This window comes from Elusimicrobium sp., from assembly GCA_015062115.1.
In the GTDB taxonomy this organism is placed as follows: Bacteria; Elusimicrobiota; Elusimicrobia; order Elusimicrobiales; family Elusimicrobiaceae; genus Avelusimicrobium.
This window is the reverse complement of the sequence record SUVG01000004.1, coordinates 114,479-139,678: the sequence shown is the minus strand read 5'-3', so window position 1 is coordinate 139,678 and position 25,200 is coordinate 114,479. Positions and strand designations below refer to the sequence as shown.

The following is a 25,200-nucleotide window of genomic DNA, read 5'->3' as shown; positions in this document are numbered from 1 at the left end:
CCATGAAAGTGCTTATCGTTATTCCGCATTATAATCACTCCGCCACCTTACGCCGGGTAGCCGAGGGCTGTTTGGCTCTCTGCCCGCATGTGGCCGTGTTTGATGACGGAAGCACCGTATCGCCCGAAAAAGAACTGGCAGGGTTGAAGGTATCCTTTATCCGTTTCGCGCAAAACCGCGGAAAAGGGGTGGTTATCCAAGAAGCCGCCAAATGGGCCCACGCGCACGGTTATACCCATTTGGTTACCATTGATGCCGACGGCCAACACCACCCGAACGATTTTCCTTTGCTGTTGGCCGCCGCCAAGCAAAATCCGTTGGCGTTGGTAATCGGGAAACGAAAATTTGATAAAAAAACGGTTCCTTTTTCTTCGCGTTTCGGGCGGGCTTTCGGCGGGTTTTGGGTACATTTGCAAACCGGCAAGCCGATCGGCGATATTCAAAGCGGATACCGTTGCTATCCGGTGGACTTACTTTTGTGCCAACGGTATTGGTGTAAGCGATATGCCTTTGAAGTGGAAGTAACCGTGCGGGCTCTTTGGGCGGGTTTCCCCGTGGAAGAAGTTGATATTTCGGTTACTTACCCTAAAAACAGAATTTCCCACTTTAGCGGATTGAAGGACAATTTGCGTTTAACCGTGCTCAATACTTACTTAACGATTCGTTCCATGTTGCCCGTTCCGCATCGCCAGTATTGCCGTGTTTCCCAACCGAAAAAACCGGTTAAAAAACGAGGCTACTGGGAAGTGATGATAGAAAATCTAAAACACCCCGACAGTGCAGTAAAAAATGCTTTTTCGGCGGCATGGGGTATTTTTTGCGGAAGTATTGCCTTTCCCGGGGTGCGTCAGGTTATGCTTTTTATGGGGGCGGGTTGGTGGAATTTGAACCGGGTGCTTACCATTTCTTTTGAAAAATTATGCATCGGCCCCTTGGTTCCTGCCTTGTGTATCGAAGCGGGATATTTTATTCGGTACGGCCATTTTTTGACCGAGTTTAATTTAACCACTTTAGGGCATCAATTCCTGCAACGCGTATGGGAGTGGGTTATCGGTTCCTTCGTGGTAGCACCGCTTTTAGCCGCTTTAACTTTCGGGCTAGTGTGGGTGATTGGAAAATTATTGACACGCGGACTGAACGGTAAACAATATGAAAAATAAACAAACCGAAAAAACCGGGCGCAGTTTGGCCTCTAAATTTAAGCATCGTTTCGTCTATGCACTTATTTTTTTGGGCGGGCGCGGAGTGGCTTATTTGTTTCTTTATCCGCTTGTCCTTTTTTATTCGTTGTCCCCTGCCGTTTACCGCAAATCGAGTGCCTATATTCAGCATAGATTTGCGCCCAAAAACCGTTGGCAGTTTTTTAAGCATACTTATTTGTTAAACCTCACTTTTGCGCGCACATTGGTTGACCGCGCCGCTTTGGGAATATTGGGAAAGGTGGAAGTTGTTTCCACGGAAGAAGAATGCGTGCTTTGTCGTGAACTTGTATCCTGCGGGAAAGGCCTTATTTTGCTTTCCGCTCATTGCGGGGCATGGCAAATGGCTGTCAATTTAACCGATTTTATTTCTGCCAAAAAACATGTGCTTTACTACCGAAACCCGAAAGACAACGATAAAACCGTAGCGGAACACAGCGGTAAGCAGGCACCTTTTTCTTTCATTAACCCGGCCGGGCCGTTGGGCGGGGTGGTGGAAATGATGAGTGCTTTGCAAAAAGGAGAAGTTGTTTGTGCCATGGCAGACCGCGTATTCGGTGACGAAAAAAACACGGTGGAAACCTCCTTTTTAGGCGGAAAAATACGCGTGCCGTACAGTTTCTACCGCATGGCAGCGGCTACGGGCGCACCGATTGTGATTATATTTTCGCCTTGGCTAGGAGCGGGCAAATTTGCTTCTTGGACGGTTGCCCATTTTACCGTACCCGAAAAAGGCCCGTCCAAAGAAAATTACCAAATTTTCGCGCAACAATTCGTGGACGCCTTGCAAGCATTTTGTATAAAATATCCATATCAGTTTTTTAATTATTTTGACCTTTGGGAGAAAGATTATGCAACAAACGATTGAAGAAATTAAACAAATGATTTCCGACGGGATTGATTTGGGCGGGGCCGACCTTTCCAAATTCGGCGCGCAAGATGCCATTTTCGGCGAGCAGGGCCTGGGGTTGGATAGTTTAGACGCCGTGGAACTTATTATGCTTCTTCAAAAAAAATACGGCATTACCATTGAAAATATGCAACAAGGCCGCGAAATTTTCAAAGATTTAGGTACTTTGGCCGCTTACATTGAACAAAACCGGAAAAAATAATGACTTCAAATCGCGTTATCATTGCCGGCACAGGGTGCGTTTGCGCCGCCGGTAGAACGGTGGAAGAAACTTTCCGCGGTGCTTTAAGCGGGGAAGCCGAATTTTCGTTGCCGACTGCCCGCGTTCAAAGTGCTTATACGGATCGTTTCCCCGTCTTTATGGTAACGCCGGAACTTGTAGCCTCTTGCCCCGAGGACAGAAGCCTTAGCCAACATTTCTTTTTAACTGCCGCACAAGAGGCTTTTTTGCAAGCGGGTATTTCCCCCCAAGCACTTGCCTCTAAGCGTGTCGGAGTGATAGCCGGCACCTCGGTGGACGCTTCTTTTAACTGTTTTTCCGTTTACAATAATTGGCGCGCCGGTAAACCTTCTCCCAAAGACCCGGCCCGTTTAGCCCATTATTTCCGCACCCCCACCGCCGGGGCGATTTCCCGGCATTATGGATTTAAGGGGCCGTTTCAAACCATTGTTACGGCCTGTGCAAGCGGAACGGACGCGATAGGCCTGGCTAAAAGTTGGTTGCTTTCCGGGTTTTGCGATGCGGTTTTGTGTGGTGGAACAGACGAAATAAACTTAATCCCTTACGACGGATTTATCCGCCTGTTGATTGCTTCTAAAGAGCGGTGCCGTCCTTTTTCCAAAAACCGAAACGGTATTAACATCGGGGAAGGAGCGGGAGCGTTACTTCTCTTAAACGAAAAAACCGCACAAGAATTTTCCGTCCGTCCCCGAGGGTACGTATTGGGATACGGAAATGCTTGCGATGCATACCACCCCACGGCTCCCGACCCTACCGCCAAAGGCTTAAAAAAGGCTATTTCTTTTGCCTTAAAAGAAGCCTCCCTGACCGCGGACAATTTAGCCTTTGTAAATGCGCATGCCACCGCCAGCCAAGCCAACGATGCCGCGGAAGCCATGGCTTTTAATGAACTTTTGCCGGGCGTTTGTGTGTGGGGTTCCAAAGGCGTTACGGGGCATACTTTGGGCGCGGCGGGTGCCGTAGAGGCGGTGCTTTCTTTGACAGCCTTAAATAAGCGTATTCTGCCGCCTACCACGGGGTTTGAACAATTGGACGAAACCATCGGTTTTGCTCCCTCTTGCGGTGAAACCGCCGTCCTCAAACGGGCGGCTCTTTCCAACTCGTTGGCCTTTGGCGGTTGTAATGCGGCCGTAGTCTTGGGCGCGGAGGACTATTATGGCTAAATTTTACATAAACGGTTTTTCTTTCTTAGAGGGAGATGCTACCGTAGAAAATTTTGCTCCTTATTTTGAAGCGCGCCGTCTGCGCAGAATGGAAATTATTTCCAAAAATGCTCTTTTTTGTTCCGCACAAGCGCTCAGCCAAGCAGGCTTGGATATTCATGCTCCCAAGGAAATGGGGTTAAGCGTAGCCGTCGGGGCCGGCAGTTTGGAAAGCACTTGTAAGTTTATGGACAGTATTATTGATGACGGAGATGAACTTTCTTCTCCCACGGCTTTTGCCGGGTCTGTTCATAATTTTACGGGCTTGACCCTTTCTTTATTTTTACACTTAAACGGCCCTTGCGTAACCACCGGCCAGTTTGATTTTTCCTTTGCCGGGGCACTTTTAACCGCACAAGAATTTTTGGAACGGGAAATGTGTGCGGAGGTGTTAGTGTCCGTAGCCGAAGACATCAACCCCGTTGCGGCTGAGTATGCCCCCCGGGATCGCTCGCTTTTTTCCCCGGTAATAAGAAATCCCGAAGGGCCTTTTGTTCGTGCGGCGGCGGCGTTTATCCTTTCTAAAAAACCGACTCCCTATTCTTTGTTTGCCGTGGAAAAACTTTCTTTTTCCCGGACGGAAAACTTCCCCGATTTTTCTTTGAAAAGCCCTTCCACCTCCGCTTGGGCTGCTTTGCAAACGGCCCGCTTACTTGCAAAGCAACAACCGTTTATCTTCCGCGATGACTTTGCCGGAGCCGAATTTTTATTGGAGGCTGTGCCCTATGTTAAACCGTAGTGATATTGAGCGTATTATTCTTGATTTCTTCCGTACGGAAACAGCCCGCACGCAAGCGGACGCATTGGCGGTTTTTGAAACCCAAAGCGCAGAAGATTTTTTTGCACAGGTTTCGCCTGCCGTTGCCCAAACGGTTTTTGAGAAAACGGCCATTTTCTTCGGTTACTCCCCCCGTCCTTTCTCTTCTTTAGATTTAATGACCGATTATGCCTATGCTTCTTTTCTTAAAAATCAGCAAATCGTTTTTTTAACTTCGGGAAGCACGGGAACGCCCAAACAATGCCCTCATTCGGCAGATATGATTGCGGAAGAAGCTTACGGGGTAGCAACGGAATTTGAAGGAGTAAAAAGGATTATTTCTTTGGTGCCGTCCAATCATCTATACGGTTTTTCGTTTACGGTTGCCTTGCCTCATGCTTTGAAAGTTCCCGTAATTTCCAGGCCCGCATTACCGACCCAACCGTGGAATACTCTTCTGCAAGAAGGAGACTTGGTGGTGGGTTTCCCTTTATTTTGGAAATACTTTTTGAAATGCAAACATACTTTTCCGCCCGGGGTATCCGTGCTTACTTCCACGGCCCCTTGTAAAGACGAAGTGATTGAGGGATTGTACTCAGCCGGAGCCAAAAAGTTGACGGAAATTTACGGAGCCAGCGAAATGGGAGCCATGGCCCGCCGAAATCATGCCAGAACCCCTTTTGAATTATTCCCGTTTTGGGAAATTTCGTTATTGGAAGACCAACCTCAAATTAAACGAAAATCACAGGAAAAATGGTCGCTACTACCGGATCAGGTGGAAATTGTTTCCGAACGGACATTTTTTCCTGTTAAGCGGACAGATGCCTGTGTGCAAGTAGCCGGAATAAATGTATATCCCAAGCATACGGAAGAAGTGTTAAGAGAACACCCTGCCGTAAAAGATTGCCGCGTTCGGTTGATGCGCCCCGATGAAGGTGAACGGTTGAAGGCCTTTATCGTGTTAAACGAAGGTTTCACCCAAGAAACATTAAGAGATATCCGTGCTTTTTTGTCTCAAAAACTTACCGTCCACGAAGTTCCCCGTGCTTTTTCTTTTGGAGAGCAATTACCCGTCTCCGCGCTCGGTAAAGACGCAGATTGGTAACTTTTTTTCCTTTTTCTTTGGGCCCAAATACCTATATGAAAATAGGTCTTAGGGCCCTTGTTCATTTTTTCCCATTTTTGCACAATAAAAATATATGTTTTTACTTTTAGGGAGAATTTATGAATAAAAAAGTATCTTTATTGGGTGTTTTTTCTTTAGTGATTTTGCCTGCCGCTTTGTTTGCGCAAGGGCAACTTGTTAAACCCGTAAGCAAGGCTTTTACCGTCGCCGAATACATGAAACTATCCGAAAAAATGTTTTTGGAACAGATTGAAAAAAGTGCGGTTAAATCCGTCCCTATGGCTCTGCCTTCTATGGAACAACTTCTTCTCCCGTCCGTAGAAGAACAAATTCTCCGCACTCCCTCCATGCAAGCCATTACGGAGCAAAACCTGAAAAATCTTCAATTAAAAATAGACGAACTTGCCAAACGCCCCAAACCGCTTTCCCGTCCTGAGTATTTTGCCCGGTTGCAGGCCAAAAGTCATGTGCCGCCGGTGCGTTTTCAGGTAATGGGTGCCACGGGGTATGTATATGCCTTTGAAAATACTCCTTTGCAGGAAACCGAACCGGCTTCTTTCTCCATTTTGAAAAGATCGTGGAATTCTTTGAAATCTTTTTTGAAAACATCTTCTAATTCGTCGCCTGTTGCTTCAACTTCCGGAGTAGAAATTATCCCCTCCCCCATTGCCGATAAAGTACCCGCCGCGCTTGAAAACAGAACGCGTGAACTTTCTTATCACCAAGTAGCGGAAAAAATTAAAAATAAAAAAACAGTTACCGCGCAGGAAGCGTATAATGTGTTGCATACGGCTCGTTACGGAGTACAAAAGTTTTTACAACTCGTGGAAGATTCCGCCGGGAGCGGTTCCTTTGTGGAAATGACGAGTAAAGATTTTGCCAAATTGATGGCAGATGCCTCCTTTTTGGGGGTTTTCGGCAGTGAGCAAGATATTTTACCGCTTGTGGGTGTTCTGCGTGCCATGCCCAAAGACCTTGCCCCTTATGCCGATGCGATTGTCGGCCGTTCTTTGGTAAGTCTTAAAGGTTATGCCGGCTTAAACGAAATTGCCGCGTTACGCGCTACAGACGGGCTCCTTATTGCTCCTTTCTGGCGCGATTTGCGTATTTATAATGAATCTTATTTATTAGGTGTTTCCGTGCCTGCTAGCCCGAACGAACTTGAAGTTAACATTAAATGGGATAAGTACGATGTATATTTTAGAGAGTATTCTATTTTGAATATCTTTGACCCTTATATACACGTGCCGGCATGGATGTCGATAGTGCTTAATAAAAGAGTAAAATAGGACAGACCTTTTTTATAGTACCAAACTAGATATTTTGTGCTATAATGATAAATGGAAACAGTAAGTGTTTCAAGTCGGAGCAAGGGTCAAAAGGTCCTATAAAAAAATTGGGTCTTTTGACCCTTGTTCATAGTCGTAATTTCTGTTAGCATTAGAATATAAGGAAGTATTACATAACAATAACTTATAACACATGGGAATAAAAAAATGATGAACAAACTAATTGCGATAGTACTCAGTATTTCGTTAGTTTTCGGAAGCATTACGCCTTCCTTTGCACAGAATAAGGGCAAGCTAGCTAAACAAGTTATTACTGGTCTTAGTGGAAGACCGACAAGTCTGGCGAACACGCTTAAAACCATTTCAGCTTTAAGAACAACGCCGGCTGGTGCGCTGCGTGCCAATCAGATTTATGCCGGTGTGCTAAGAGCGTATTCTCTTGAACTTTCGCAGATAACAACCATCAAACCTCTTCCTGAAATTGCCGCTTTGGTAAAAACTCCCGAAATGCCGACTGGAAGCGGTTTGGAAGTTTTACGCCAAATCTTTAAGATTGACCGTCCTCTTGCGGAAAAAGAAGTCCTCTTTTTTGAAACTTTACCGGAATTATTAATTACCCGAGAGTTTGCTATTCCCGAAGCAGAACTGAAAATCGCATTAGATTTCTACCGCAAGTCCTTGATAGATTTAGCCGCTGCTGATTTATCTGCCATTCCCACTGAAAAAATGGCAGAAAAATGGGGGCAGGCCATGTCGGCTATTTCTACATTGGGTTTTTACGGTGATGCTACCAAAGATGCTAATTTATTCTTATTTGTTCATAAAAAACTGTCTTCCTATTCCTATGGGGGTCTTACCGAATTAATTGTAGGTCGTTCGTTACTCGCTTTGGGTGCCGAGGCTGAGTTTGCTGCTTTTTCTTCCTATGTGGAAAAAGAAGCTCTTTCCGCGGTAACTGGCACGGAAGTTTGGGATGGTTTTGCCACTTATGTTACTACCAACCAAATGAGTGTTCCCTCCCTTAAGGTAGAAGGGACTTCCCCCATTCAAGTAGCCGAAGAGCAAAAGGCTATTTTATCTAGAACCGATTTGTTTAAACGTCATTTAGATTCTTCCTATAAAGCCACTCAAGAATGGGTGGATTTGGCTGCTAACAAAGGTCAAGCTCTCGCTGCGTTGCCCGCTAGCGAGGTTGCAGCCATTTCGGAAGGTGGCAATATTTTCCCTTCCTTAGATTTATCTGCCGATTTAAATTTGAGCGATCTTCTTTCGTTAGGTTCCTCCCCCATCCCGCAAGGAGAAGCGGTGGTGGAAGAAACCGCGGATGTGTTGGCCAAAGCCGCTGGAAATGTGCTTGTTCCGGGTGCTCTGGTTAATGAGACGGCGTTGCGTAGCGCTTTAAACTTGCCTGCTACTGGTAACAAAGCCATTATCAAGGATTTCAACAAAGCCATGGAAACGGCGCGCTTTAATGCCGATAAAAAATTCATGGAAGCCACCAAAAAAGCAGCGGAAGAAGGCAAACTTTTAACCACTGCCGACTACAACAGAATCTTTGGAGAAGAATTCTCCGCCATTATCTCTCGTGAAGCTCGCTTGGCTCCTTATCAAGCCGAAATTCTCTCTTTAATGCAATCTGAACAGGCGGCCTCTGCCGTAACGGCGGCCCCTGCCAAGCGTGAGCTTTCTTTTGACTTGAAAATTTTTGATAATGCCGGGAATCCTATCCCGGAAACCTTGGAACTTAACATTCGTTTATTGGACGAAACGGCTGTTAAACAATTTGAACAATTGGGGATTGGTCAATCGGAAACCTTCTCTTTAGGACGCAAAAACAATAGTGGCCCGTTTGAATTGATGATTACCACTCCCGGTGGCGGCGTAAGAGGTATTTACGAACCTTTCATTGAAGGCGGTAAAACCGGTATTGAAGCCTTGCACGCTCGCTTGTTAGGTGATTTTAAGGCCGGTAAATTATCCCGCAAAGTAGATTTGAACCTCTATTCCGATGTATTCGCGGAAAGAGCCACCATGTTTGCCGGTTTAACCGAAGGTTTAGGAGGTTTGCCTCAAGCCACCGTTGCTCCGCAAGCCACGGCTTTGGGCATCAGTGACCCGAAACAACTTCAAGCCGGTGTGTCCCACTCTCAATTAGGTAACGTAACCAGCGTTGTTTTCTCCGGGTTACAAAAAGTATTGGGTATTAAAAACACCTTGGCCTTAGGGCTTGTTACTTCTGCCATAGGGTTGGGTATTTGTGGTACAGCCTTTACCATGGGTGATATCGCCAGCACAATTGCTACGTTGGGGCTCGGTTCCTTTGTATTAGGTATGGGTGCCAACGGTGGTGTAAAATCTACCAACAGTATTTTTGCTAAAGAACTTTCCAACGATAACACAACCGGTACGGCTCGTATGGGCTTTGTGAACGCTCGTGCTTCTATCGGTACGATGACGGGTTACTTATTCTTCCCGGCTTCCGTACTGTTGGCCTTAACGGGTGTGGAAGCCTTCCAAGCCCTCTACTATGCCGGTATGTTGGTACCTGCTTATGCTGCTTTTAACTTGTTTAAATCTAAAGTTAGAAACGTTGGCATGGAAACTCCCTCTTTGGTAGGACAAACCAAATTGCAAAAAGTGGGTACTATCTTAAGAGCTGCCGGAGAAGGTGTTTGGGGTGTTGCTAAAAACATCGCTAATAACGTTATGTTTGCCATAAAAGGCGGTTATGCGGAACGCCTGGCCCAAATCCGTGAAAAGAGCCGTATTAAAGCCAGCCATAAAGAATACGGCAAGTTGTTAGATGAAGGCTTAACCGGTGCTGCCTCCGTGTCGTCGGCTCCTGCCGCGGCCACACCGAGCACTCTTAATAAAATCGGTCAGTTCTTCTCTCAAAAACTGCCTGCGGCCTTTACGCAATACATTCCGCGCATGATGCTCTTGGTAGGTTTGTATCACTTTGCGGGTATGATGTTTAACTCCGGCCCGGGTGCTATTATCGGTAACTTTATTAAATCTGCCGAAGGACAAGGGTTTGTGGACTGGATGCATAACTTGCCTTTGATGGTTGCTGCTCCGCTTACCGGTCTGGTGGCCTTTGGTGGCACTAAATTGGTACAGTCCGGCTACAACTTCTTGAAAGGTAAGTTGAAAAAGAATCCGGTGAATCCGGGCGAAGTTGAAGAACCGTCTGCCTTAAAGCAAGCGGTGAAGAAATTCTTGGCGCCTACCGTTGGTGTCGGTGCAGCTGCGGCGACGGCGCTTTCTCCTGAGATCTACTCGGTGGCTCAAAATATGTTCGCTAAGTTGGATCCCACCGCTATTGCTCAGGTGGCCACCTTCCTTACCGCTTATGTAGGGGTATGGGCCGGTCGTCAATACTTATCTAAATTTGTAAAATCGGGTAAACTTTCCCCGCAAGGTATCATTGGTGCCTCCGGTGTGTTAAGTTCCGTGGCTGTCGCTGCGGCCTTTATTCCGGGCTTGCCGTTGATCGCGAGAGCCGCCCTCTGGGGTGTTGCCGGGTTAGGTTTTGCCAACTTGGCCGGTTTTGAAAACTCCTTAGCTATGGAAAAATATCCGGATCAAAAACCCGGCGTAAACATGGCTTATACCTTGGCCAGATTGTCCGGTGCCCTTACGGTACTGTACGGTTCCTTGGCTAACACCTTTGCCGCCAACGGTGTGCCGGATCCTCAAATTAACGCGTTAATCTTGCCTGCCAGCGCCTTATTCCTGGCTACGGCTATCAACGGGAAATACTTTACCACTAACTTCGTGCAGGATGTAAAACGCTGGATGAAAATGCCGCCTACGGTGGACTATAAAATCGTTCGTAAGGAAGTGGACGGCTTCTACGATAAATACTTGAAATCCGGTGGTATTTCTGCCGAACAAAGAGCTGCCGATGCCGAACGTATTGCAAATAAACTGTATGCAGAAACGAAACATGAATTGACCCACATTGAAGAGGTTATGGCGCCTGTACAAGATAAAATTGAACTTAATACCTTGCGCTTACGCATGGTGGAAGAACTCAAGAAACTCTTGAACGGGGCCACCCATAACAATGTTCCGTTAAGCACCGGCGAATTGACTTATGCTGCCTTTAAGAAATATGAAGTACAACCGCTTAAACAGCAAATCACCGGCAGAGTAATGACAAAAGAACAAATTGATGCCTATATTTCCAACGCCGCGCAATTAATCTATGGCCGCTACTATATTACCGAATCCGGCTTAGACGAAATTGCCGTGGGTGTAACAAACCACAACGAGGGGTTAGACCTCTTCCGCTTAGATGTCCTGAGCAGAATGTATAAGAAAGAATTGACCCGTGTGGCCGAAACCCGTGCGGCGCGCTATAAAGGCAATTTCCCCTCCTATGAAGTATCCATGAAAGAATTGATGGATAAAGCCAACAAAATGTTAGGAGAAGGACACGGTTGGGAACCCCCGGCTTACCAACCCTAATCAAGCAGTAAAATAAGTTTTCAAACGGCCTGCAAAAAAATGCAGGCCGTTTTTTTGTTGTTTTTGTGGGTAAATTTTGTTGTGTAAATGAAATAATTTATAGGGGGTTAAAAGGAGATAAAGTTTAGACGAAAAAAATTAAAAAAATTTTATAATAAAAATGTGTAAATGTGTTATAATAAGAAGGTAAGACCTGTTGTACAATAATCACAATTAAATAGGAGACTTAAATGTTACAGAAGTTTATTGATTGGTTTAAACCGTTGCCTCCGGCTGCGGAAAAAATTACCGATCCTGCAGAAATCAATAAGCAGTATAAACGCTGGAGATTACGCTTGTTCATCAGCGCTTATATTGGTTATGCAATGTACTATGTAACTCGCCAAAACTTAAATCCTATTGCTCACGTATTTAAAGCGGAAACGGGCATTACCAACGACCAATTCGGTTTGATGGTGTCTATTTCCTTAATTGCGTATGGGGTAGGTAAGTTCGTAAGCGGTATGTTGGCTGATAAGAGCAACATCCGCGTTTTTTTGGCTTTTGGTTTGATGGCATCTTCCATTATTAACCTGTTCTTCGGATACTTGACCTCTTTTTTCCTCTTGGTCTTGTTCTGGACGCTTAACCAATCCTTCCAATCTATGGGATTCCCGCCGATTGCCCGCATTTTTGCTTATTGGTTCTCCCCGAAAGAAAGAGCTAGCAAATGGACTTTGTGGGCCTCTGCCCATACGGTAGGTATCTCCATTGCCGCTATTATTGCCGCAGGTGTTCTTAAGGGTATGAATATCACCCCGCACATTCATTGGCAATATGTATTTGTTATTTGCGGTATTTTAGGGTTGATTACCTCCTTCTATATCTTGCGTAATGTAACCGATACGCCTGTTAGCGTGGGTCTTCCCCCAGTAGAAGAATATACCGGCTGCCAACAGTTAGTTACTAAACAAGAATCCGATGGGGAGAGTTATTGGGTCCTTTTGCGCAAATATGTGCTTACCAATAAATATATTTGGATTTTGTCCGTTGCCTTCCTGTGCGTTTACTTCGTACGCTATGTAACGCTTTCTTGGGCGGCTATCTTCTTGGATTCCCGCGAATTGTCCAAAGCCAGCATTCCGCTGATTTTTACCTTGAACCCCTTGGTAGGTGCTTTGGGCGGTATCGTTGCCGGTATCTTAACGGATAAAGTATTCAAAGGTCGCTGTACCCCCACCAACATCATTTACTTGATTGCGTTGGGTATTTCGGCTTATTGTTTCTATTTATTTGCCGGCCCGAACCACTTGTTCCTTACTTGCTTCTTTATTGCTACATTGGGTTTCTTCGTGGACGGTCCGCAAAACCTTATCAATGTGCAGATTTCCTTGCTCACCACCAAAGAATCGGTGGCTGCCGCTTGCGGTTTCTGCGGATTGTTCGGTTACATCGGTGGTTTTTTGGCTGGTAGCGGCGCTTCGTTTATCTTGGATAAATGGGGTTGGGCGGGTGTATTTAACTCCTGCATTGTTGCCTGCGTCGTGGGTATTTTGTTAATCATGACGGCCTGGAAAAAAGAAAACAGCGATATTAAAGTAGAAACGAAATAAGTTTCTTTACTTTTTAGAGCCCCGCTTAACGGCGGGGCTTTTTTATGGAAAAATTTTCTGTGTGTGGAGCAAAACATCTTGTTTAGAAAGAAAGGAATTGTTATGATTTAAAAAAGAGGTTTTGAGATTTTTATGAATAGAATATTTTTATTTTTTTTATTACTGTTACTTTCTTTCCCGCTTTCTGCGCAAAAGAACTTAAAAAATGCTTCTAAAGTTCTTTCTTCCTTAACCGGCAAGGGGGTTTCCCAAGCTGCAACACAAGGGGGGCCTTCACTATTAAAACCGGCAGAGTACCGCCTTTTTTGTGCGCGTCTTTCTTCCTTAAAAGCCAAAATGAATATGACAGAAACCACCATCGCTAAGTTGCAGCAAGGCGAACCGAAGGCAGAACCCCTCCTTCCCCCCTCGGCTATTAATTTAGGAATTACGCAAGCCACTGCTTTATTGCAGGAAGCTCGCGCCCTTCCCATTACTTCTAAAGCGCAACAGACGGCGCAAGAGCAGTTAGCCAAATCTTTACAACAAGCAGAACGGAAAATGAAGATCGCTTTGTTTTCTTTTTTTAGAGCACAGGAAGAATACACCTTATTATTTGAGTCGGCGAGTCAACAATTAGGTGATTTTGCCGCCTTGGGAGAAAAAATTTACAACCAACGCAAAACTCAATATCCGCAAGTGTATTATTGGATTCGAAATGTGTATAATTTAATTCCCGTAGAACAGGAAATGATGCCTACCTCCGTTATGATGAAAACTCCCGAAGGAGAAATGGTAACCATAGATAAAGAAATACGCCCCTTGGAGTATTTAATTCTCATGGCGACGGATAGAGATTTATCTTCGGTAACTACCTTTGAGAATTTGTCTTTAGAAAATTTTGCGGTATATGCCTATTTGCGCGACCGGTTGGAAAAGTCTTACGATACTTGGTTACAACTGGAAGACGATATAATATTGCTAGGAGAAGCCAGTACTTCTTTACTATGGCGTAATGAAAAAGATGAAGTGCAAGAAGCGTATGCCGAAGCCATGCAAAAAAATTTAGATGACATTTTGGCCGCCGCCCACACGGCACAGGCCGATTTGTTGGAGTTTGTGGACTTTATTTCTAAACACCCGGTGGCCTTTGCCCCGTTAATTGAATCGCTGACTATTTCTACGCCAACTAATACACCGCTTGTGAAGAATGTGTTGAATACTTTTTCTAAAAATAATCCTTGATACATTTTTCCATCGGGCAGGTGGGCCAGATATTAGAATACGCCAAAACCCCCGGTTAGCCGGGGGTTTTGGCGTATTCTGTGGGATTTACAGGCGGGTAGCCCGATGAAGTATAACTAGATTTTTTTCTCTTTTATTCTCACATCATTGGGGGCCAACAGTTGCTTATCTTGATAAAACTCTCCAGGAAGTTCTTTGATAATATCAAACAAAATTTCTCCGGAAGTCTTTTTATATATCTTTTTTTGTGCATTTTTCTTTATTTTAAAGGGCGCTCCTTCAAAATACCCGTCCGGGATATGAGACAACCCCGCAGCACGATAAATTTTACGAGAAGAAAGTTTTTTCCCGTTTATTTTCATGTTTGTAATTTTGGCGGTTTCTTTCTTAAAAGGGCGGCATTGGTATTCTATTTCTATATTAGACGAATAGGCAAACAAGGAAAAGTTCGTCCCGTCTGGCGAACATTTGATACTTTCTTCTGCGGCTTTTTTCAGTTGTTTCCCTTTGATGTTAAAAGTAGATATATATTCCGTATATGGGAGCAGTTCCGCCAAGTCTCTTCCGGTTAGCACACCGGGGAGAACATCCCGCCGAACACCGGGAAGTTGAAAAAAGGCAAAATCCACTTTTTCTTGCGAGAATATCCACTTTTTAATTTGATCTGCCATTAATTTGGCTAGATCCGGGGAAGCATCGCTTCCTTGCGGATACTTGGGAAGAAGTACAGGAACCGTGGCATAAGGGGCACGGAGTGATTTATCTTCAATTTCGTCCAATTTTGCTTTTGTTTCGGGTTCTTCTCCCCAAACATCCAATAGTAGCGGAATAAATCGGGCAGAGGTATTTTTTAATTTTCCTGTTTCATCATCAAAATCCAATTCGATACGATTTACGCCCTCCAGCATAGAGGCACTTTCCACAAATAACGGGCCGCTCTCTCCCAAATAACGTTGGGTTTTTAAAGCATGGGCATGCCCTCCCAAAAAAACATCTATTTGATAATTTTCTCCTAAAACAGGGGAAAGATTGGCGATAATTTGAGAAGGCTTTCTGGCATCAGCTACAGAATCGTGCGCCAGTAAGATAACGGCCTGAGGATTGTGGGAATGGACTTCTTTTAATAAGGTTTTCCATTGGGTTTGGTGTAAAGAATGTACGGTCATTCCCCCCGTCATTCCAGGGCCGTCTAATGCGTAACCGATTACAGCCACCCTAATACCGTTCCAAACATAAATTTTATAAGGAAGGGTTGTCTTGCCTTTTAAGGGGAGATTTTCTAAATTGGCAGCCAGAATATCCCCTTTAAACTCGGAAAGCGTTTTAGCCAAGGTTTCGGCGCCAAAATCGCTATCGTGGTTGCCGATGGTCAGCGCCGCGTAACCTTGCCCTGACATATTAAGAGACGAATTGCCGGCCCTATTCATCAGTTCTACCGAATAACGGCCGTCGGATAAATTGGCTTCTTTGTTTCCGCTGGAAAAATCTCCCGAATCCAAAAGTACGAAGGGTGTTTTTTCCTGCCGTAATACCTGTTCCAAAACGGCAAAACCGCCAATATGTTTTTCCTCTTTGTTAGGCCGCGGAAAATAATACCCGTGAATATCACTTGTGTGGTAAATAACCAATTTTTCAGCAGCCAGAGGAAACGCCACAACAAAGAAAAATAGGAACAATCCCTTTTTAATAAAAGAAGATAACATAACACCTCCTAGATTTTTTTATTGTAACAAATTTATTTAAGGAAGCAAAAAGGCCGTCATTTCTTACGAAACGACGGCCTTTTTATAGAATTTCTCGTAATTACACGGACAATACGTACAACATGTTGGTAGAACCGGCTTGACCGAAAGGAATACCGGCCGTTACTACCACGTTATCGCCTTGTTTAGCCAATTCTTTAGAAAGAACGGCTTTTCTGGCTTCGTTGGTCATATCTTCAAAGTTTTTGAGGTTTTCGATGACCACGGGAGTTACACCCCATACCAAAGCCAAGTGACGAGCGGTAACGATGTTGGGCGTGAGAGCCAAAATCGGCAAACCGCCGGCGCGTTGTTGAGAAGCGCGCAAGGTGGTGGAACCGGAATCGGTGAAGGTTACCATTACGTTGGCCGTATCCATGTTGGTGGCTACCACACCGGCAGCAGCGGTGATAGCACCTTCTTTGGTGGAGGCGTTTTTGCGTTCCAAGGTAGAAAGACCTTTGCGATAGCGGTGATCTCTTTCCACGGTTTCAATGATGCGGCGCATGGTGGTTACGGCTTCAATCGGGTGATCGCCTTGAGCGGTTTCGGCAGAGAGCATAACCGCGTCCACACCGTCATAAACGGCGGTGGCAACGTCGGAGGCTTCGGCGCGGGTGGGCATGATGTTGTGAATCATAGATTCCAACATTTGCGTGGCCACGATAACCGGTTTACCGGCTTTGCGGCAACCGGAAACGATTTTCTTTTGCAAGACGGGGACGAGTTCCGGGCTGGTTTCCACACCCAAGTCACCGCGGGCAACCATGATAACATCGGTTAAATCGATAATTTCGCGCAAGTGTTCGATGGCGGAAGGTTTTTCGATTTTGGCAATGATGTGGGCTTTAGATTTCATCAAACCGCGAAGTTCAATGATATCTTCCGGTTCTTGTACGAAGGAAAGACCGATGAAATCGGCCCCCAACATTTCGGCCAATTTCAAATCTTCTTTATCTTTAGCGGTTAAAGCGGAAAGCGGCAATTTTACGCCGGGCACGTTCACGCCTTTTTTATTGGAAAGTTCCCCACCGGCAATAACGGTGCATTGGGCCACATCTTTGGTGTGGCTGTCTACACGCAAGCGGACTACGCCGTCGTTTAAGAGAAGATCCATGCCGTCTTTCATGGCATCAAAAATTTCTTTGTGCGGAAGGCATACGCGGGTAGTATCGCCGGGTTCGGGGTTTAAGTCTAATTGGAATTTGTCGCCTTTTTCTAATTTAATACGATAATCTTTGAAGGTGCCGATGCGGAGTTTGGGGCCTTGAAGGTCAAACAAGATACCAAGGGTGCGGTTGTATTTCTTTTCCATTTTACGGATATTGGTTACACGTTCTTGGTATTCAGGCAAAGAACCGTGGCTGCAGTTGCAGCGGAACACGGAAACACCGGCCAAAACTAATTGTTCAATGGCTTTTTCGTTGCTGGTGTCGGGACCGATGGTCGCGACGATTTTGCAAAAGTCTGTATTGTTAAGCATAGTTACTATTTTCTTTCCTCAGTCTTTAACTTCTAAAGTAAGGGGTTGGCGAGAGTGCCACTTTTTCCCTTCTATCATATATTTTATTATTTTAAGACGAAATTGTCATCTATCTTTACAAAAAAAACCAAAATCCCTACAATATTAACATGAACGAAAATACGCAGTTATCCCCCAAAAAAGATTATTTCGCCCCTATGCATACTGCCGAACATATCCTGAACCAAACCATGGTTCGTGTATTCGGTTGCGAAAGAAGCAAAGTAAACCACATAGAAAAAAATAAATCTAAGTGCGACTATTTCCTCCCCTCCGCTCCTTCGGAAGAGGATCTGCAAGAAGTTTCCCATTTAGTCAATGATGTTATCCAAGCCCAGTTACCTGTTTTCTCTAAGGTAGTCAATCGGCAAGAGGCCGGCAAGTTGGTAGATTTGTCTTCCCTTCCTCCGGATGCAGGAGATAACGTCCGTTTGGTATTTGTAGGAGAATATGACATCTGTCCTTGTATCGGTAAACATGTGCAAAACACAAGCGAAATCGGGCATTTTGTCATTTCCAGCCATACTTTTGAAAACGGGAAATTGCGTATCCGTTTTAAATTAGAAAATAAATAAAATCAGGAGAACAAATGTTGAACTTGTACAAAAAAGGGTTCATCTTGTTGGCTTTGTGTTTGTTAGCGGGTAATCTTTTCGCCCAAGACAACAAACGCGGTTGGCAAGTGGAACTGAAAAAAATTGCGCTTGATATTACTTCTACCGAAGTAAAAAATGCGGCAGAATACCAAGCATTTTCCGATGCCCGCTTAAACGGGGATTCCCAAAGCACCATTCGCGGTAATTTTGACGGAATTGCCGATTACCATGCCAAGCACTTTTTGTGGACCAATGAACTGTTAATGGACTATGGGCGCACCCAAATTCGTCCCATTAACGAAGAACGCATTACCAACGAAAATGCCGATAAAATTTTGCTTACCACCGGCTACACGCAACGCTTGTGGAAAGTGGAAGATATTTTGGGCGGTTTTGAAGTAGGGCCGTTTGTCAATTTGGGCTATGAAACGGAGTTTACCAAACCCAATGGAGCGAATCGCAAAAAAGTACTGCGCGGAACGGGCGGTATTAAACTTTTTGAAGGGAAATATCTAAAAGACTTATTTGTAGCGGTAGTAGGCGAACGCGATTTTACTTACGACCCGGCCTCCAACAAACTGGCTTGGGAAGCCGGCCTTAAAGTAGAACAACCCGTGCGCGAAGGCGTAACGGCCAAATACTCGGTATTGTTCCGTGATTATTTGAAATCTTCTCACGAACAAGCCACCGATTTAGACTACGAATTGGGAGCTGATGCCCGTTTAGATGTACAACTTTACAAAAACCTTTATGTGGCTCCGTTCATCAGTTATTATACTGCTCAAGGGGAAAAATCGGGTATCGGTCGCGGAGAAAACATTTATGTAGGTGTTTCTTTTTCGTTTAGCCACATTTTTAAGCAAGCCGATGAAGTGAAATAAACTACTTTTATCCCAGCCCCGCTTAACGGCGGGGCTTTTTTATGCCCTGTTTTGAAGGGCTCCATTCCCCCCCCTTAAAACAATTTCTTGTGTTTTAAGCAATACTTTTATAGCCAATAAAAAAACCGCCCGATTAAGGGCGGTTTTTGGTTCTAAAACTCTAAGTAAAACTTAGGCGTTTACGGAAGCCATGTGGGCAACTAAATCGAGTACTTTGTTGGAGTAGCCGATTTCGTTATCGTACCAAGACACAACTTTCACGAAGGTGTCGGTCAAGGCGATACCAGCTTTGGCATCGAAGATAGAGGTGCGGGCATCACCCAAGAAGTCGGAAGATACCACAGCTTCTTCGGTGTAACCCAAGATGCCTTTAAGTTCGCCGTTGGCGGCTTCTTTCATGGCAGCGCAAATTTCTTCGTATTTGGCCGGTTTTTCGAGGTTGACGGTCAAGTCAACAACGGAAACGTCCAAGGTCGGTACGCGCATAGACATACCGGTAAGTTTACCGTTAAGTTCGGGAATTACTTTACCTACGGCTTTAGCAGCACCGGTGGAAGAAGGAATGATGTTACCGGAAGCGGCACGACCACCTCTCCAATCTTTCATAGACGGACCGTCTACGGTTTTTTGGGTGGCGGTGGTGGAGTGAACGGTGGTCATCAAACCGTCTTTGATACCCCATTTATCGTGGAGTACTTTGGCGATAGGAGCCAAGCAGTTGGTGGTGCAGGAAGCGTTGGAAACGAATTGGGTCCCTTTTACATAGGTTTTTTCGTTTACGCCGACTACGAACATCGGGGTAGCGTCTTTGGACGGAGCAGACATTACTACATATTTGGCGCCGGCTTTGATGTGAGCTTGCGCTTTTTCTTGAGTAAGGAACAAACCGGTGGATTCTACCACGTATTCGGCGCCTACTTTATCCCAAGCCAATTCTTCGGGGTTTTTGCAAGCGGTTACGCGGATTTTTTTGCCATTGACGATTAACACGCTGTTTTCAACGTCGGCTTCAATGGTGCCGTTGAATTGACCGTGCATGGTGTCGTATTTGAGCATATAAGCCAAATAATCAACCGGGCACAAATCGTTGATACCTACAATTTCAATGTCATTGCGTTCTTGAGCCGCGCGGAATACGAAACGACCGATGCGGCCAAAACCGTTAATACCTACTTTAATGGTCATAGTTGTACATCCTCCATGGATTTTTTACTTCTGCTATATTTTACAATTTTTTTTAGTTCTCGTACATATTCCGCTTACTTTTTATTTTTCCCTCTTTCAAATAAGGTACAATATAGTAGATTTTTAACGACGGATAATACAATGAACCGCAAAAATACTTGGGTGATTACCGGCGGGGCCGGGTTTATCGGCTCGCACTTAACCCGCAAACTGGCAAATTTGGGAGAAAATGTGCGCGTGGTGGATAATTTTTCCACCGGGCGAGCGGAAGCCTTGGCTGATGTGGCAGACAAAATAGAACTCATCAAAGCCGATATTCGCTCTCAAGACGATTTGTTATCCGCTTTTGAAGGGGTTGATTTTGTACTCCACCACGCGGCCTTGGCTTCTGTTCCGTTGTCCGTAGAATTCCCGCAAGAAACCCACGAAGTAAATGTGCAAGGAACGCAAAACGTGCTGGAAGCCGCCTTGCAAGCAAAAGTAAAACGCGTGGTTTTTGCGTCCAGTTGTGCCGTGTATGGGGACGGTTCTAGCATGCCTTACAAAGAAACTACCACGCCTAGGCCCAACTCCCCGTATGCCGAGTCTAAACTGCTTGGGGAGAAACTCTGCTTACAATTTGCCAAAAAAGGATTGGAAACGGTTGTTTTACGCTATTTTAATGTATTTGGCCCGGGGCAAAAAGCCGATTCCTCTTATGCGGCAGTTATTAGTAAATTTATAGAATTGGCCAAAACCGGCCACCCCCTAACCATAGAATGGGACGGCCTGCAAAGCCGAGATTTTATCCACGTGCAAGATATCGTGCAAGCCAATTTATTGGCGATCCACCGTTTAGACTCGGGAGAAATTTATAATGTAGCCAGCGGGAACAGTGTTTCACTTTTGCAAGTAGCCGATACCTTGGATAAAGTTTCCGGCAAGAAATTAGAACGAGTTTTTCTTCCCAAACGGAAAACGGATATTCGCCGAAGTTCGGCAGATATAAGTAAGATAACACAAATAGGTTTTTCCCCTTCAATTACTTTAAAGGAAGGATTATCTTCGCAAATAATAAAGTAATTTCTCATATTTAAAATTATTTTCGTTTGTGTTAATTTTGAATAATGCACAGCAAAGTGTTTTGTGGTCCAATTTAATTTTCAAAATTTACTTTATTATTTTATGTTACAATAAGGGAATGGATACTCATGGAGGTATTTTTTAAAGGAGGAATAAAGATGAAAGTATTGTTATTAGCCGGTGGATTAGGAACCCGTTTGGGAGAAGAAACATCCCTCCGTCCCAAACCGATGGTAGAAATCGGCGGTTATCCTATTTTGTGGCACATTATGAAACTTTACACACACTATGGTTTTACTGACTTTATGGTTTTGTGCGGTTATAAAAGCGAAGTAATCAAAGAATACTTCTTAAACTACTACACCAATAATTCCGATGTTACAATTGATTTTTCAAACAATCAAATAGATATTCATCGCAACCGCTGCGAACCTTGGAAAGTGACCATGCTTTACACCGGACGTGACGCCATGACGGGTTCTCGCATTCGTCAGGCACGTCATTATGTAGGAAAAAATCCTTTTATGTTGACCTATGGCGACGGGGTATCCAATGTTAACATTAAAAAATTATTGGAATGTCATGAAAAATCCGGGAAATTAGCAACGTTGACGGCGGTTCGACCTTCGGGCCGTTTTGGTGCCTTGAATATTGAACAAGATGGAACTATTTCCCACTTTCAAGAAAAACCGCGTGGTGACGGTTCTTGGGTTAATGGTGGGTTCTTTGTGTGTCAACCCGAAGTATTTGACTATATTCCGGAAGGAAATGATGTCATTTGGGAAAGAACACCCTTAATGTCTTTAGCCGATGACGGGCAACTCAATTCCTACAAGCACGATGGTTTTTGGCACCCGATGGACACGCTGAAAGACAAGCTAGATTTAAACTCCATGTGGGAAAAAGGCACTGCTCCGTGGAAAGTATGGGAAAACTAAACATGCCAACTGACAAAAGAGTTTTAATTACGGGCGGCACGGGTTTTATCGGCCGCCAAGTAGTATCTCAATTATTAGCCAAAGGATATGAAGTCCATTCTTTGGTATATCCGCCGTTTGCCGAAGAACAAGCCGGATTAATTCAGCATGAAATGAACTTGATGGATACGGTCGCTGTCGGTCGTTTTTTGAAGGAGCATAAGTTTGAAAATTTAATTCATTTGGCTTGGTATGTAGGAAAAGGATGTCATGGCTCGGATTTAAATTTGGATTGGACGGTGGCCACCTTAAATTTACTTAAATTCTTTAAGGAAAATGGCGGCAAAAAGTTTTTAGGTGCGGGAACCATTTCGGAATATGAATATAAGTATGGTTTCTTTACGGAAGACATGACTCCTACCGATCCGCGCACCATGTATGGAAATAGCAAAAATGCCATTTTTAATATCGCTAAAGTTTTTTGCAAACAAAACAATATTGAGTTCAAATGGCCTCGCATTTTCAATTTATACGGCCCCAATGAAAAGCCGCAACGTTTGATGCCTTCTGTCATCCTTTCTTGTTTAAAGGGAGAAGACGTAAAAGTTAGCGACTGTTTAAAATTTCAAGATTACTTGCATGTAGAAGATACCGCCAGTGGCATCGTCACCGTATTTGAAAGCAATTTGCAAGGAGCGGTGAATATTTGCTCGGCAAAGCCGGTACAACTACGATACATCGTGGAAAAAATAGCACAGTTAACTGGTTTTAAAGGCAAAATTTCGTGGGGGGCTGTCCCTGCCGCTTTTGGAGATGAAGTTGTGGTTGGCAATAACGCCAAACTGCTTTCTTTAGGATGGAAACCTAAATATAACTTAGAAGAAGGATTATTACAAACTATTAATTGGTGGAAGGAGACTCTATAATGGACACGTTTAATAATGTTTATCAAGGTAAAACAATTTTGGTGACGGGCCATACCGGTTTTAAAGGATCTTGGCTTTCTATTTGGTTAACCGCTTTGGGAGCCAATGTAGTAGGCTATGCTTTAGATCCTTATTCTGATAGAAGCAACTATTGTGCCTCTCACTTAAAAGAGCGTTTGTTTGCCGATGAACGTGGGGACGTGCGTGATAGTGCCCGTTTGGAAGAGATTATCGCAAAATACAAACCTTCCATGATTTTTCATTTGGCGGCTCAAGCCTTAGTGCGCACTTCTTATGATTGTCCCAAAGAAACCTATGAAACAAACTTAATGGGTTCTTTAAACGTGTTAGAAGCCGTACGCAAATTTGATTTTATTAAACAAGTCATCATGATTACTTCTGATAAATGCTACGAAAACGTAGAACAAATTTGGGGTTATCGTGAAACGGACCGTATGGGCGGATACGACCCTTATTCTTCTTCTAAAGGTTGTGCCGAATTAATGATTGCATCTTGGCGCAATTCTTATTTTAATCCCAAAGATTATGCCAAACACGGCAAAGCCATTGCCAGTGTGCGCGCAGGGAATGTAATCGGTGGCGGTGATTGGAGTGACAACCGCTTAATTCCCGATTGTATCCGCTATATTGAAGAAGGAAAAGATATTGAAATCCGCAGTCCGCACGCTACTAGACCGTGGGAACACGTGATGGAGCCTCTTTCCGGTTATTTGAAAGTAGGAGAAAAATTGGTGGAAGATCCGGTTACTTACAGCACAGGCTTTAACTTCGGACCTCAAATCGAAAGCAATCGCACTGTCTGGGAAGTGGTGGAAAAAGTGGTGTCTTATTACGGAAAAGGAAAAGTGGTAGACAAATCTCAGCCCGGTGCCGTACATGAAAACACCTTGCTTAGTTTGGACGTGACGAAAGCCTACCGCATGTTGGATAAATGGCATGCTCGTTTATCTTTTGATGAAGCCATTGAGTTTACGGTAGATTGGTATAAAGAGGCCTTGTCCAATCAAGACATGTGGGATTATTGTGTGAAACAAATCCAAGCCCACAATAGCAAAAAATAATTTTATGTCTCAAACAGTTATTTTAGGAAGCGGCGTGGCGGGTTTGTCCGCCGCTTTCCATTTACAAAAGAAAAATAAATCCGTCTGTATCTATGAAAAAGACGGAGATTGGGGCGGTCTGTGCGGAAATTTCAGTATAGACGGTTTTCGTTTTGACCGCTTTGTCCACTTTACCTTTACCGACGATCCTTATATCAAGGGTTTGTTTGAAAAATCTTCTCCTTTGTATGAGCATCCGTCTGTCTCCAGTAATTATTATCAGGGTTACTGGTTAAAACACCCTGCCCAAAACAATTTGGCTCCGCTTAGTGCTGAAGAAAAAACCAAAATTATTTTGGATTTTGTAAATCGTCCTCAAAAAGAAATAACGGAAATCCAAAATTATGAGCAGTGGCTCCGCGTACAATACGGGGATTATTTTGCAGAAAATTTTCCATTCCGTTATACTCGTAAATACTGGGGCTTAGAACCTAAAGATTTAGAAACAAAATGGGTGGGCAGTCGTATGCACGCACCGGATTTGGGACAAGTGTTAAAAGGTGCTTTTAGTGAACAAAAGGAAATTTTCTATTACACCAAATATATGCGCTATCCCAAAAAAGGCGGATTTAGATCTATTTTGGATACTTGTCGCGAAGGGTTGGATATCCGCTTTAACAAAGAAGTGGTGAAAATAGACCCTAAAGCAAAGCAAATCACTTTCCAAGACGGGTCATGTGCTTCCTACGAACGTTTGATTTCCAGCGTGCCTTTGCCGGAAATGGCCAGATTGGTAGAAGGAATGCCGGAAAATGTACAAAAAGCAGCTGCTTCTTTGCACAATACGTGCGGATACATGGTTTCTTTGGGTTTTAAACGGCCGGACGTAGCCAAACATTTATGGTTTTATATTTATGATGAGGATATCCCCCCCGCTCGGGTCTATTCGCCCAACTTAAAATCGCCGGACAATGTACCTGCGGGTTGTAGTTCTTTGCAAGCGGAAATCTTTTTTGATTGCCACTCGCCTATTCCTCCGGCAGAAGAAGTGTTGGAAAAAACGATTGATAAACTGGTGAGTATGGGCCTTTTTGAAAAAGAAGAAATTGTGGTAAAAGATATCCGTTTTGAAAAATACGCTAATATCACTTTTGACCATGATATTTACAAAAATCGTCAGGTGGTGCTGGATTATTTAGCGCAGGTGGGCATAGAAAGCATCGGTCGGTTTGGCCGTTGGGAATACTTTTGGACACACCAAGCTTTTGAAAGCGGAAAAAATGTATAAAAGGAAA

General features: G+C 44.3%; 20 protein-coding genes. 17 read left to right on the top strand and 3 right to left on the bottom strand.

Translation table 11 applies throughout. The features are described from left to right. The first annotated feature begins 2 nt into the window (after nucleotides 1–2). The 10 genes from E7027_04145 (at nucleotide 3) to E7027_04100 (ending at nucleotide 14,013) form a co-directional block, all read left to right on the top strand. Entirely contained in the window at nucleotides 3–1,160 is a 1,158-nt protein-coding gene (locus tag E7027_04145; protein ID MBE6421305.1) for a glycosyltransferase, read from the top strand. Next, nucleotides 1,150–2,067 carry a lipid A biosynthesis acyltransferase gene (locus E7027_04140; protein MBE6421304.1) on the top strand — a complete coding sequence of 306 codons (918 nt, stop codon included), beginning with the start codon at nucleotides 1,150–1,152 and terminating at the stop codon, nucleotides 2,065–2,067. The genes E7027_04145 and E7027_04140 overlap by 11 nt, the downstream gene beginning before the upstream one ends. After that, nucleotides 2,051–2,311, top strand: a complete 261-nt coding sequence (locus tag E7027_04135; protein ID MBE6421303.1) for an acyl carrier protein — start codon at nucleotides 2,051–2,053, stop codon at nucleotides 2,309–2,311. The genes E7027_04140 and E7027_04135 overlap by 17 nt, the downstream gene beginning before the upstream one ends. Further along, complete coding sequence (locus E7027_04130) at nucleotides 2,311–3,513, top strand: beta-ketoacyl-[acyl-carrier-protein] synthase family protein (GenBank protein ID MBE6421302.1); 1,203 nt, start codon at nucleotides 2,311–2,313, stop codon at nucleotides 3,511–3,513. Before E7027_04135 ends, E7027_04130 begins: the two co-directional genes overlap by 1 nt. Further along, on the top strand, nucleotides 3,506–4,291 hold the full coding sequence (locus E7027_04125; protein ID MBE6421301.1) for a hypothetical protein: 786 nt from the start codon (nucleotides 3,506–3,508) through the stop codon (nucleotides 4,289–4,291). The genes E7027_04130 and E7027_04125 overlap by 8 nt, the downstream gene beginning before the upstream one ends. Further along, nucleotides 4,236–5,414: a 4-coumarate--CoA ligase gene (locus E7027_04120; protein MBE6421300.1), complete on the top strand. Its 1,179-nt coding sequence runs from the start codon at nucleotides 4,236–4,238 to the stop codon at nucleotides 5,412–5,414. The genes E7027_04125 and E7027_04120 overlap by 56 nt, the downstream gene beginning before the upstream one ends. A gap of 119 nt (nucleotides 5,415–5,533) precedes the next feature. Continuing rightward, nucleotides 5,534–6,724 carry a hypothetical protein gene (locus E7027_04115; GenBank protein ID MBE6421299.1) on the top strand — a complete coding sequence of 397 codons (1,191 nt, stop codon included), beginning with the start codon at nucleotides 5,534–5,536 and terminating at the stop codon, nucleotides 6,722–6,724. A 207-nt stretch (nucleotides 6,725–6,931) separates the two neighbouring features. Then, the gene (locus E7027_04110) at nucleotides 6,932–11,197 is read left to right on the top strand and encodes a hypothetical protein (protein MBE6421298.1); all 4,266 of its coding nucleotides are present in this window, start codon (nucleotides 6,932–6,934) and stop codon (nucleotides 11,195–11,197) included. A 230-nt stretch (nucleotides 11,198–11,427) separates the two neighbouring features. After that, nucleotides 11,428–12,789, top strand: a complete 1,362-nt coding sequence (locus E7027_04105; GenBank protein ID MBE6421297.1) for an MFS transporter — start codon at nucleotides 11,428–11,430, stop codon at nucleotides 12,787–12,789. A gap of 132 nt (nucleotides 12,790–12,921) precedes the next feature. After that, nucleotides 12,922–14,013 (top strand): hypothetical protein, encoded by a 1,092-nt coding sequence (locus E7027_04100; GenBank protein ID MBE6421296.1) that lies wholly within the window; start codon nucleotides 12,922–12,924, stop codon nucleotides 14,011–14,013. 116 nt (nucleotides 14,014–14,129) lie between these two features. On the opposite strand, the gene E7027_04095 is transcribed toward E7027_04100, so the two are convergent. Beyond that, nucleotides 14,130–15,716: a bifunctional metallophosphatase/5'-nucleotidase gene (locus E7027_04095; protein MBE6421295.1), complete on the bottom strand. Its 1,587-nt coding sequence runs from the start codon at nucleotides 15,714–15,716 to the stop codon at nucleotides 14,130–14,132. A 100-nt stretch (nucleotides 15,717–15,816) separates the two neighbouring features. After that, nucleotides 15,817–17,238 (bottom strand): pyruvate kinase, encoded by a 1,422-nt coding sequence (gene pyk / locus E7027_04090; protein ID MBE6421294.1) that lies wholly within the window; start codon nucleotides 17,236–17,238, stop codon nucleotides 15,817–15,819. 149 nt (nucleotides 17,239–17,387) lie between these two features. Here pyk and E7027_04085 point away from each other — a divergent pair, with 149 nt between their 5' ends. After that, entirely contained in the window at nucleotides 17,388–17,852 is a 465-nt protein-coding gene (locus E7027_04085; protein MBE6421293.1) for a hypothetical protein, read from the top strand. Nucleotides 17,853–17,866: 14 nt separating this feature from the next. Further along, complete coding sequence (locus E7027_04080) at nucleotides 17,867–18,754, top strand: DUF3078 domain-containing protein (protein ID MBE6421292.1); 888 nt, start codon at nucleotides 17,867–17,869, stop codon at nucleotides 18,752–18,754. 171 nt (nucleotides 18,755–18,925) lie between these two features. Here E7027_04080 and gap read toward each other — a convergent pair whose 3' ends face one another. Continuing rightward, a complete protein-coding gene (gene gap, locus E7027_04075) occupies nucleotides 18,926–19,939 on the bottom strand; it encodes a type I glyceraldehyde-3-phosphate dehydrogenase (GenBank protein ID MBE6421291.1) in 1,014 nt (337 codons plus the stop codon). Between the two features lie 141 nt (nucleotides 19,940–20,080). Here gap and E7027_04070 point away from each other — a divergent pair, with 141 nt between their 5' ends. From E7027_04070 to E7027_04050, 5 genes are all read left to right on the top strand, one after another. Continuing rightward, the gene (locus tag E7027_04070) at nucleotides 20,081–21,001 is read left to right on the top strand and encodes an NAD-dependent epimerase/dehydratase family protein (GenBank protein MBE6421290.1); all 921 of its coding nucleotides are present in this window, start codon (nucleotides 20,081–20,083) and stop codon (nucleotides 20,999–21,001) included. A 158-nt stretch (nucleotides 21,002–21,159) separates the two neighbouring features. Beyond that, nucleotides 21,160–21,939, top strand: a complete 780-nt coding sequence (rfbF, locus tag E7027_04065; GenBank protein ID MBE6421289.1) for a glucose-1-phosphate cytidylyltransferase — start codon at nucleotides 21,160–21,162, stop codon at nucleotides 21,937–21,939. Then, nucleotides 21,927–22,844, top strand: coding sequence for an NAD(P)-dependent oxidoreductase (locus E7027_04060; GenBank protein MBE6421288.1), 918 nt, complete (start codon nucleotides 21,927–21,929; stop codon nucleotides 22,842–22,844). Before rfbF ends, E7027_04060 begins: the two co-directional genes overlap by 13 nt. Continuing rightward, a complete protein-coding gene (gene rfbG / locus E7027_04055) occupies nucleotides 22,844–23,926 on the top strand; it encodes a CDP-glucose 4,6-dehydratase (GenBank protein MBE6421287.1) in 1,083 nt (360 codons plus the stop codon). Before E7027_04060 ends, rfbG begins: the two co-directional genes overlap by 1 nt. A gap of 4 nt (nucleotides 23,927–23,930) precedes the next feature. Beyond that, a complete protein-coding gene (locus E7027_04050) occupies nucleotides 23,931–25,193 on the top strand; it encodes an FAD-dependent oxidoreductase (GenBank protein ID MBE6421286.1) in 1,263 nt (420 codons plus the stop codon). Nucleotides 25,194–25,200 lie beyond the last annotated feature (7 nt).

Coding starts and splice junctions, on each gene's coding strand:
- gap (MBE6421291.1), bottom strand. CDS start 19,939: ATGACCATTAAAGTAGGTATTAACGGTTTTGGCCGCATCGGTCGTTTC.
- E7027_04135 (MBE6421303.1), top strand. CDS start 2,051: ATGCAACAAACGATTGAAGAAATTAAACAAATGATTTCCGACGGGATT.
- E7027_04120 (MBE6421300.1), top strand. CDS start 4,236: ATGACTTTGCCGGAGCCGAATTTTTATTGGAGGCTGTGCCCTATGTTA.
- E7027_04050 (MBE6421286.1), top strand. CDS start 23,931: ATGTCTCAAACAGTTATTTTAGGAAGCGGCGTGGCGGGTTTGTCCGCC.
- E7027_04095 (MBE6421295.1), bottom strand. CDS start 15,716: ATGTTATCTTCTTTTATTAAAAAGGGATTGTTCCTATTTTTCTTTGTT.
- E7027_04080 (MBE6421292.1), top strand. CDS start 17,867: ATGTTGAACTTGTACAAAAAAGGGTTCATCTTGTTGGCTTTGTGTTTG.
- rfbF (MBE6421289.1), top strand. CDS start 21,160: ATGAAAGTATTGTTATTAGCCGGTGGATTAGGAACCCGTTTGGGAGAA.
- E7027_04070 (MBE6421290.1), top strand. CDS start 20,081: ATGAACCGCAAAAATACTTGGGTGATTACCGGCGGGGCCGGGTTTATC.
- E7027_04110 (MBE6421298.1), top strand. CDS start 6,932: ATGATGAACAAACTAATTGCGATAGTACTCAGTATTTCGTTAGTTTTC.
- E7027_04130 (MBE6421302.1), top strand. CDS start 2,311: ATGACTTCAAATCGCGTTATCATTGCCGGCACAGGGTGCGTTTGCGCC.
- E7027_04145 (MBE6421305.1), top strand. CDS start 3: ATGAAAGTGCTTATCGTTATTCCGCATTATAATCACTCCGCCACCTTA.
- E7027_04115 (MBE6421299.1), top strand. CDS start 5,534: ATGAATAAAAAAGTATCTTTATTGGGTGTTTTTTCTTTAGTGATTTTG.
- pyk (MBE6421294.1), bottom strand. CDS start 17,238: ATGCTTAACAATACAGACTTTTGCAAAATCGTCGCGACCATCGGTCCC.
- E7027_04105 (MBE6421297.1), top strand. CDS start 11,428: ATGTTACAGAAGTTTATTGATTGGTTTAAACCGTTGCCTCCGGCTGCG.
- E7027_04140 (MBE6421304.1), top strand. CDS start 1,150: ATGAAAAATAAACAAACCGAAAAAACCGGGCGCAGTTTGGCCTCTAAA.
- E7027_04060 (MBE6421288.1), top strand. CDS start 21,927: ATGGGAAAACTAAACATGCCAACTGACAAAAGAGTTTTAATTACGGGC.
- E7027_04085 (MBE6421293.1), top strand. CDS start 17,388: ATGAACGAAAATACGCAGTTATCCCCCAAAAAAGATTATTTCGCCCCT.
- rfbG (MBE6421287.1), top strand. CDS start 22,844: ATGGACACGTTTAATAATGTTTATCAAGGTAAAACAATTTTGGTGACG.
- E7027_04125 (MBE6421301.1), top strand. CDS start 3,506: ATGGCTAAATTTTACATAAACGGTTTTTCTTTCTTAGAGGGAGATGCT.
- E7027_04100 (MBE6421296.1), top strand. CDS start 12,922: ATGAATAGAATATTTTTATTTTTTTTATTACTGTTACTTTCTTTCCCG.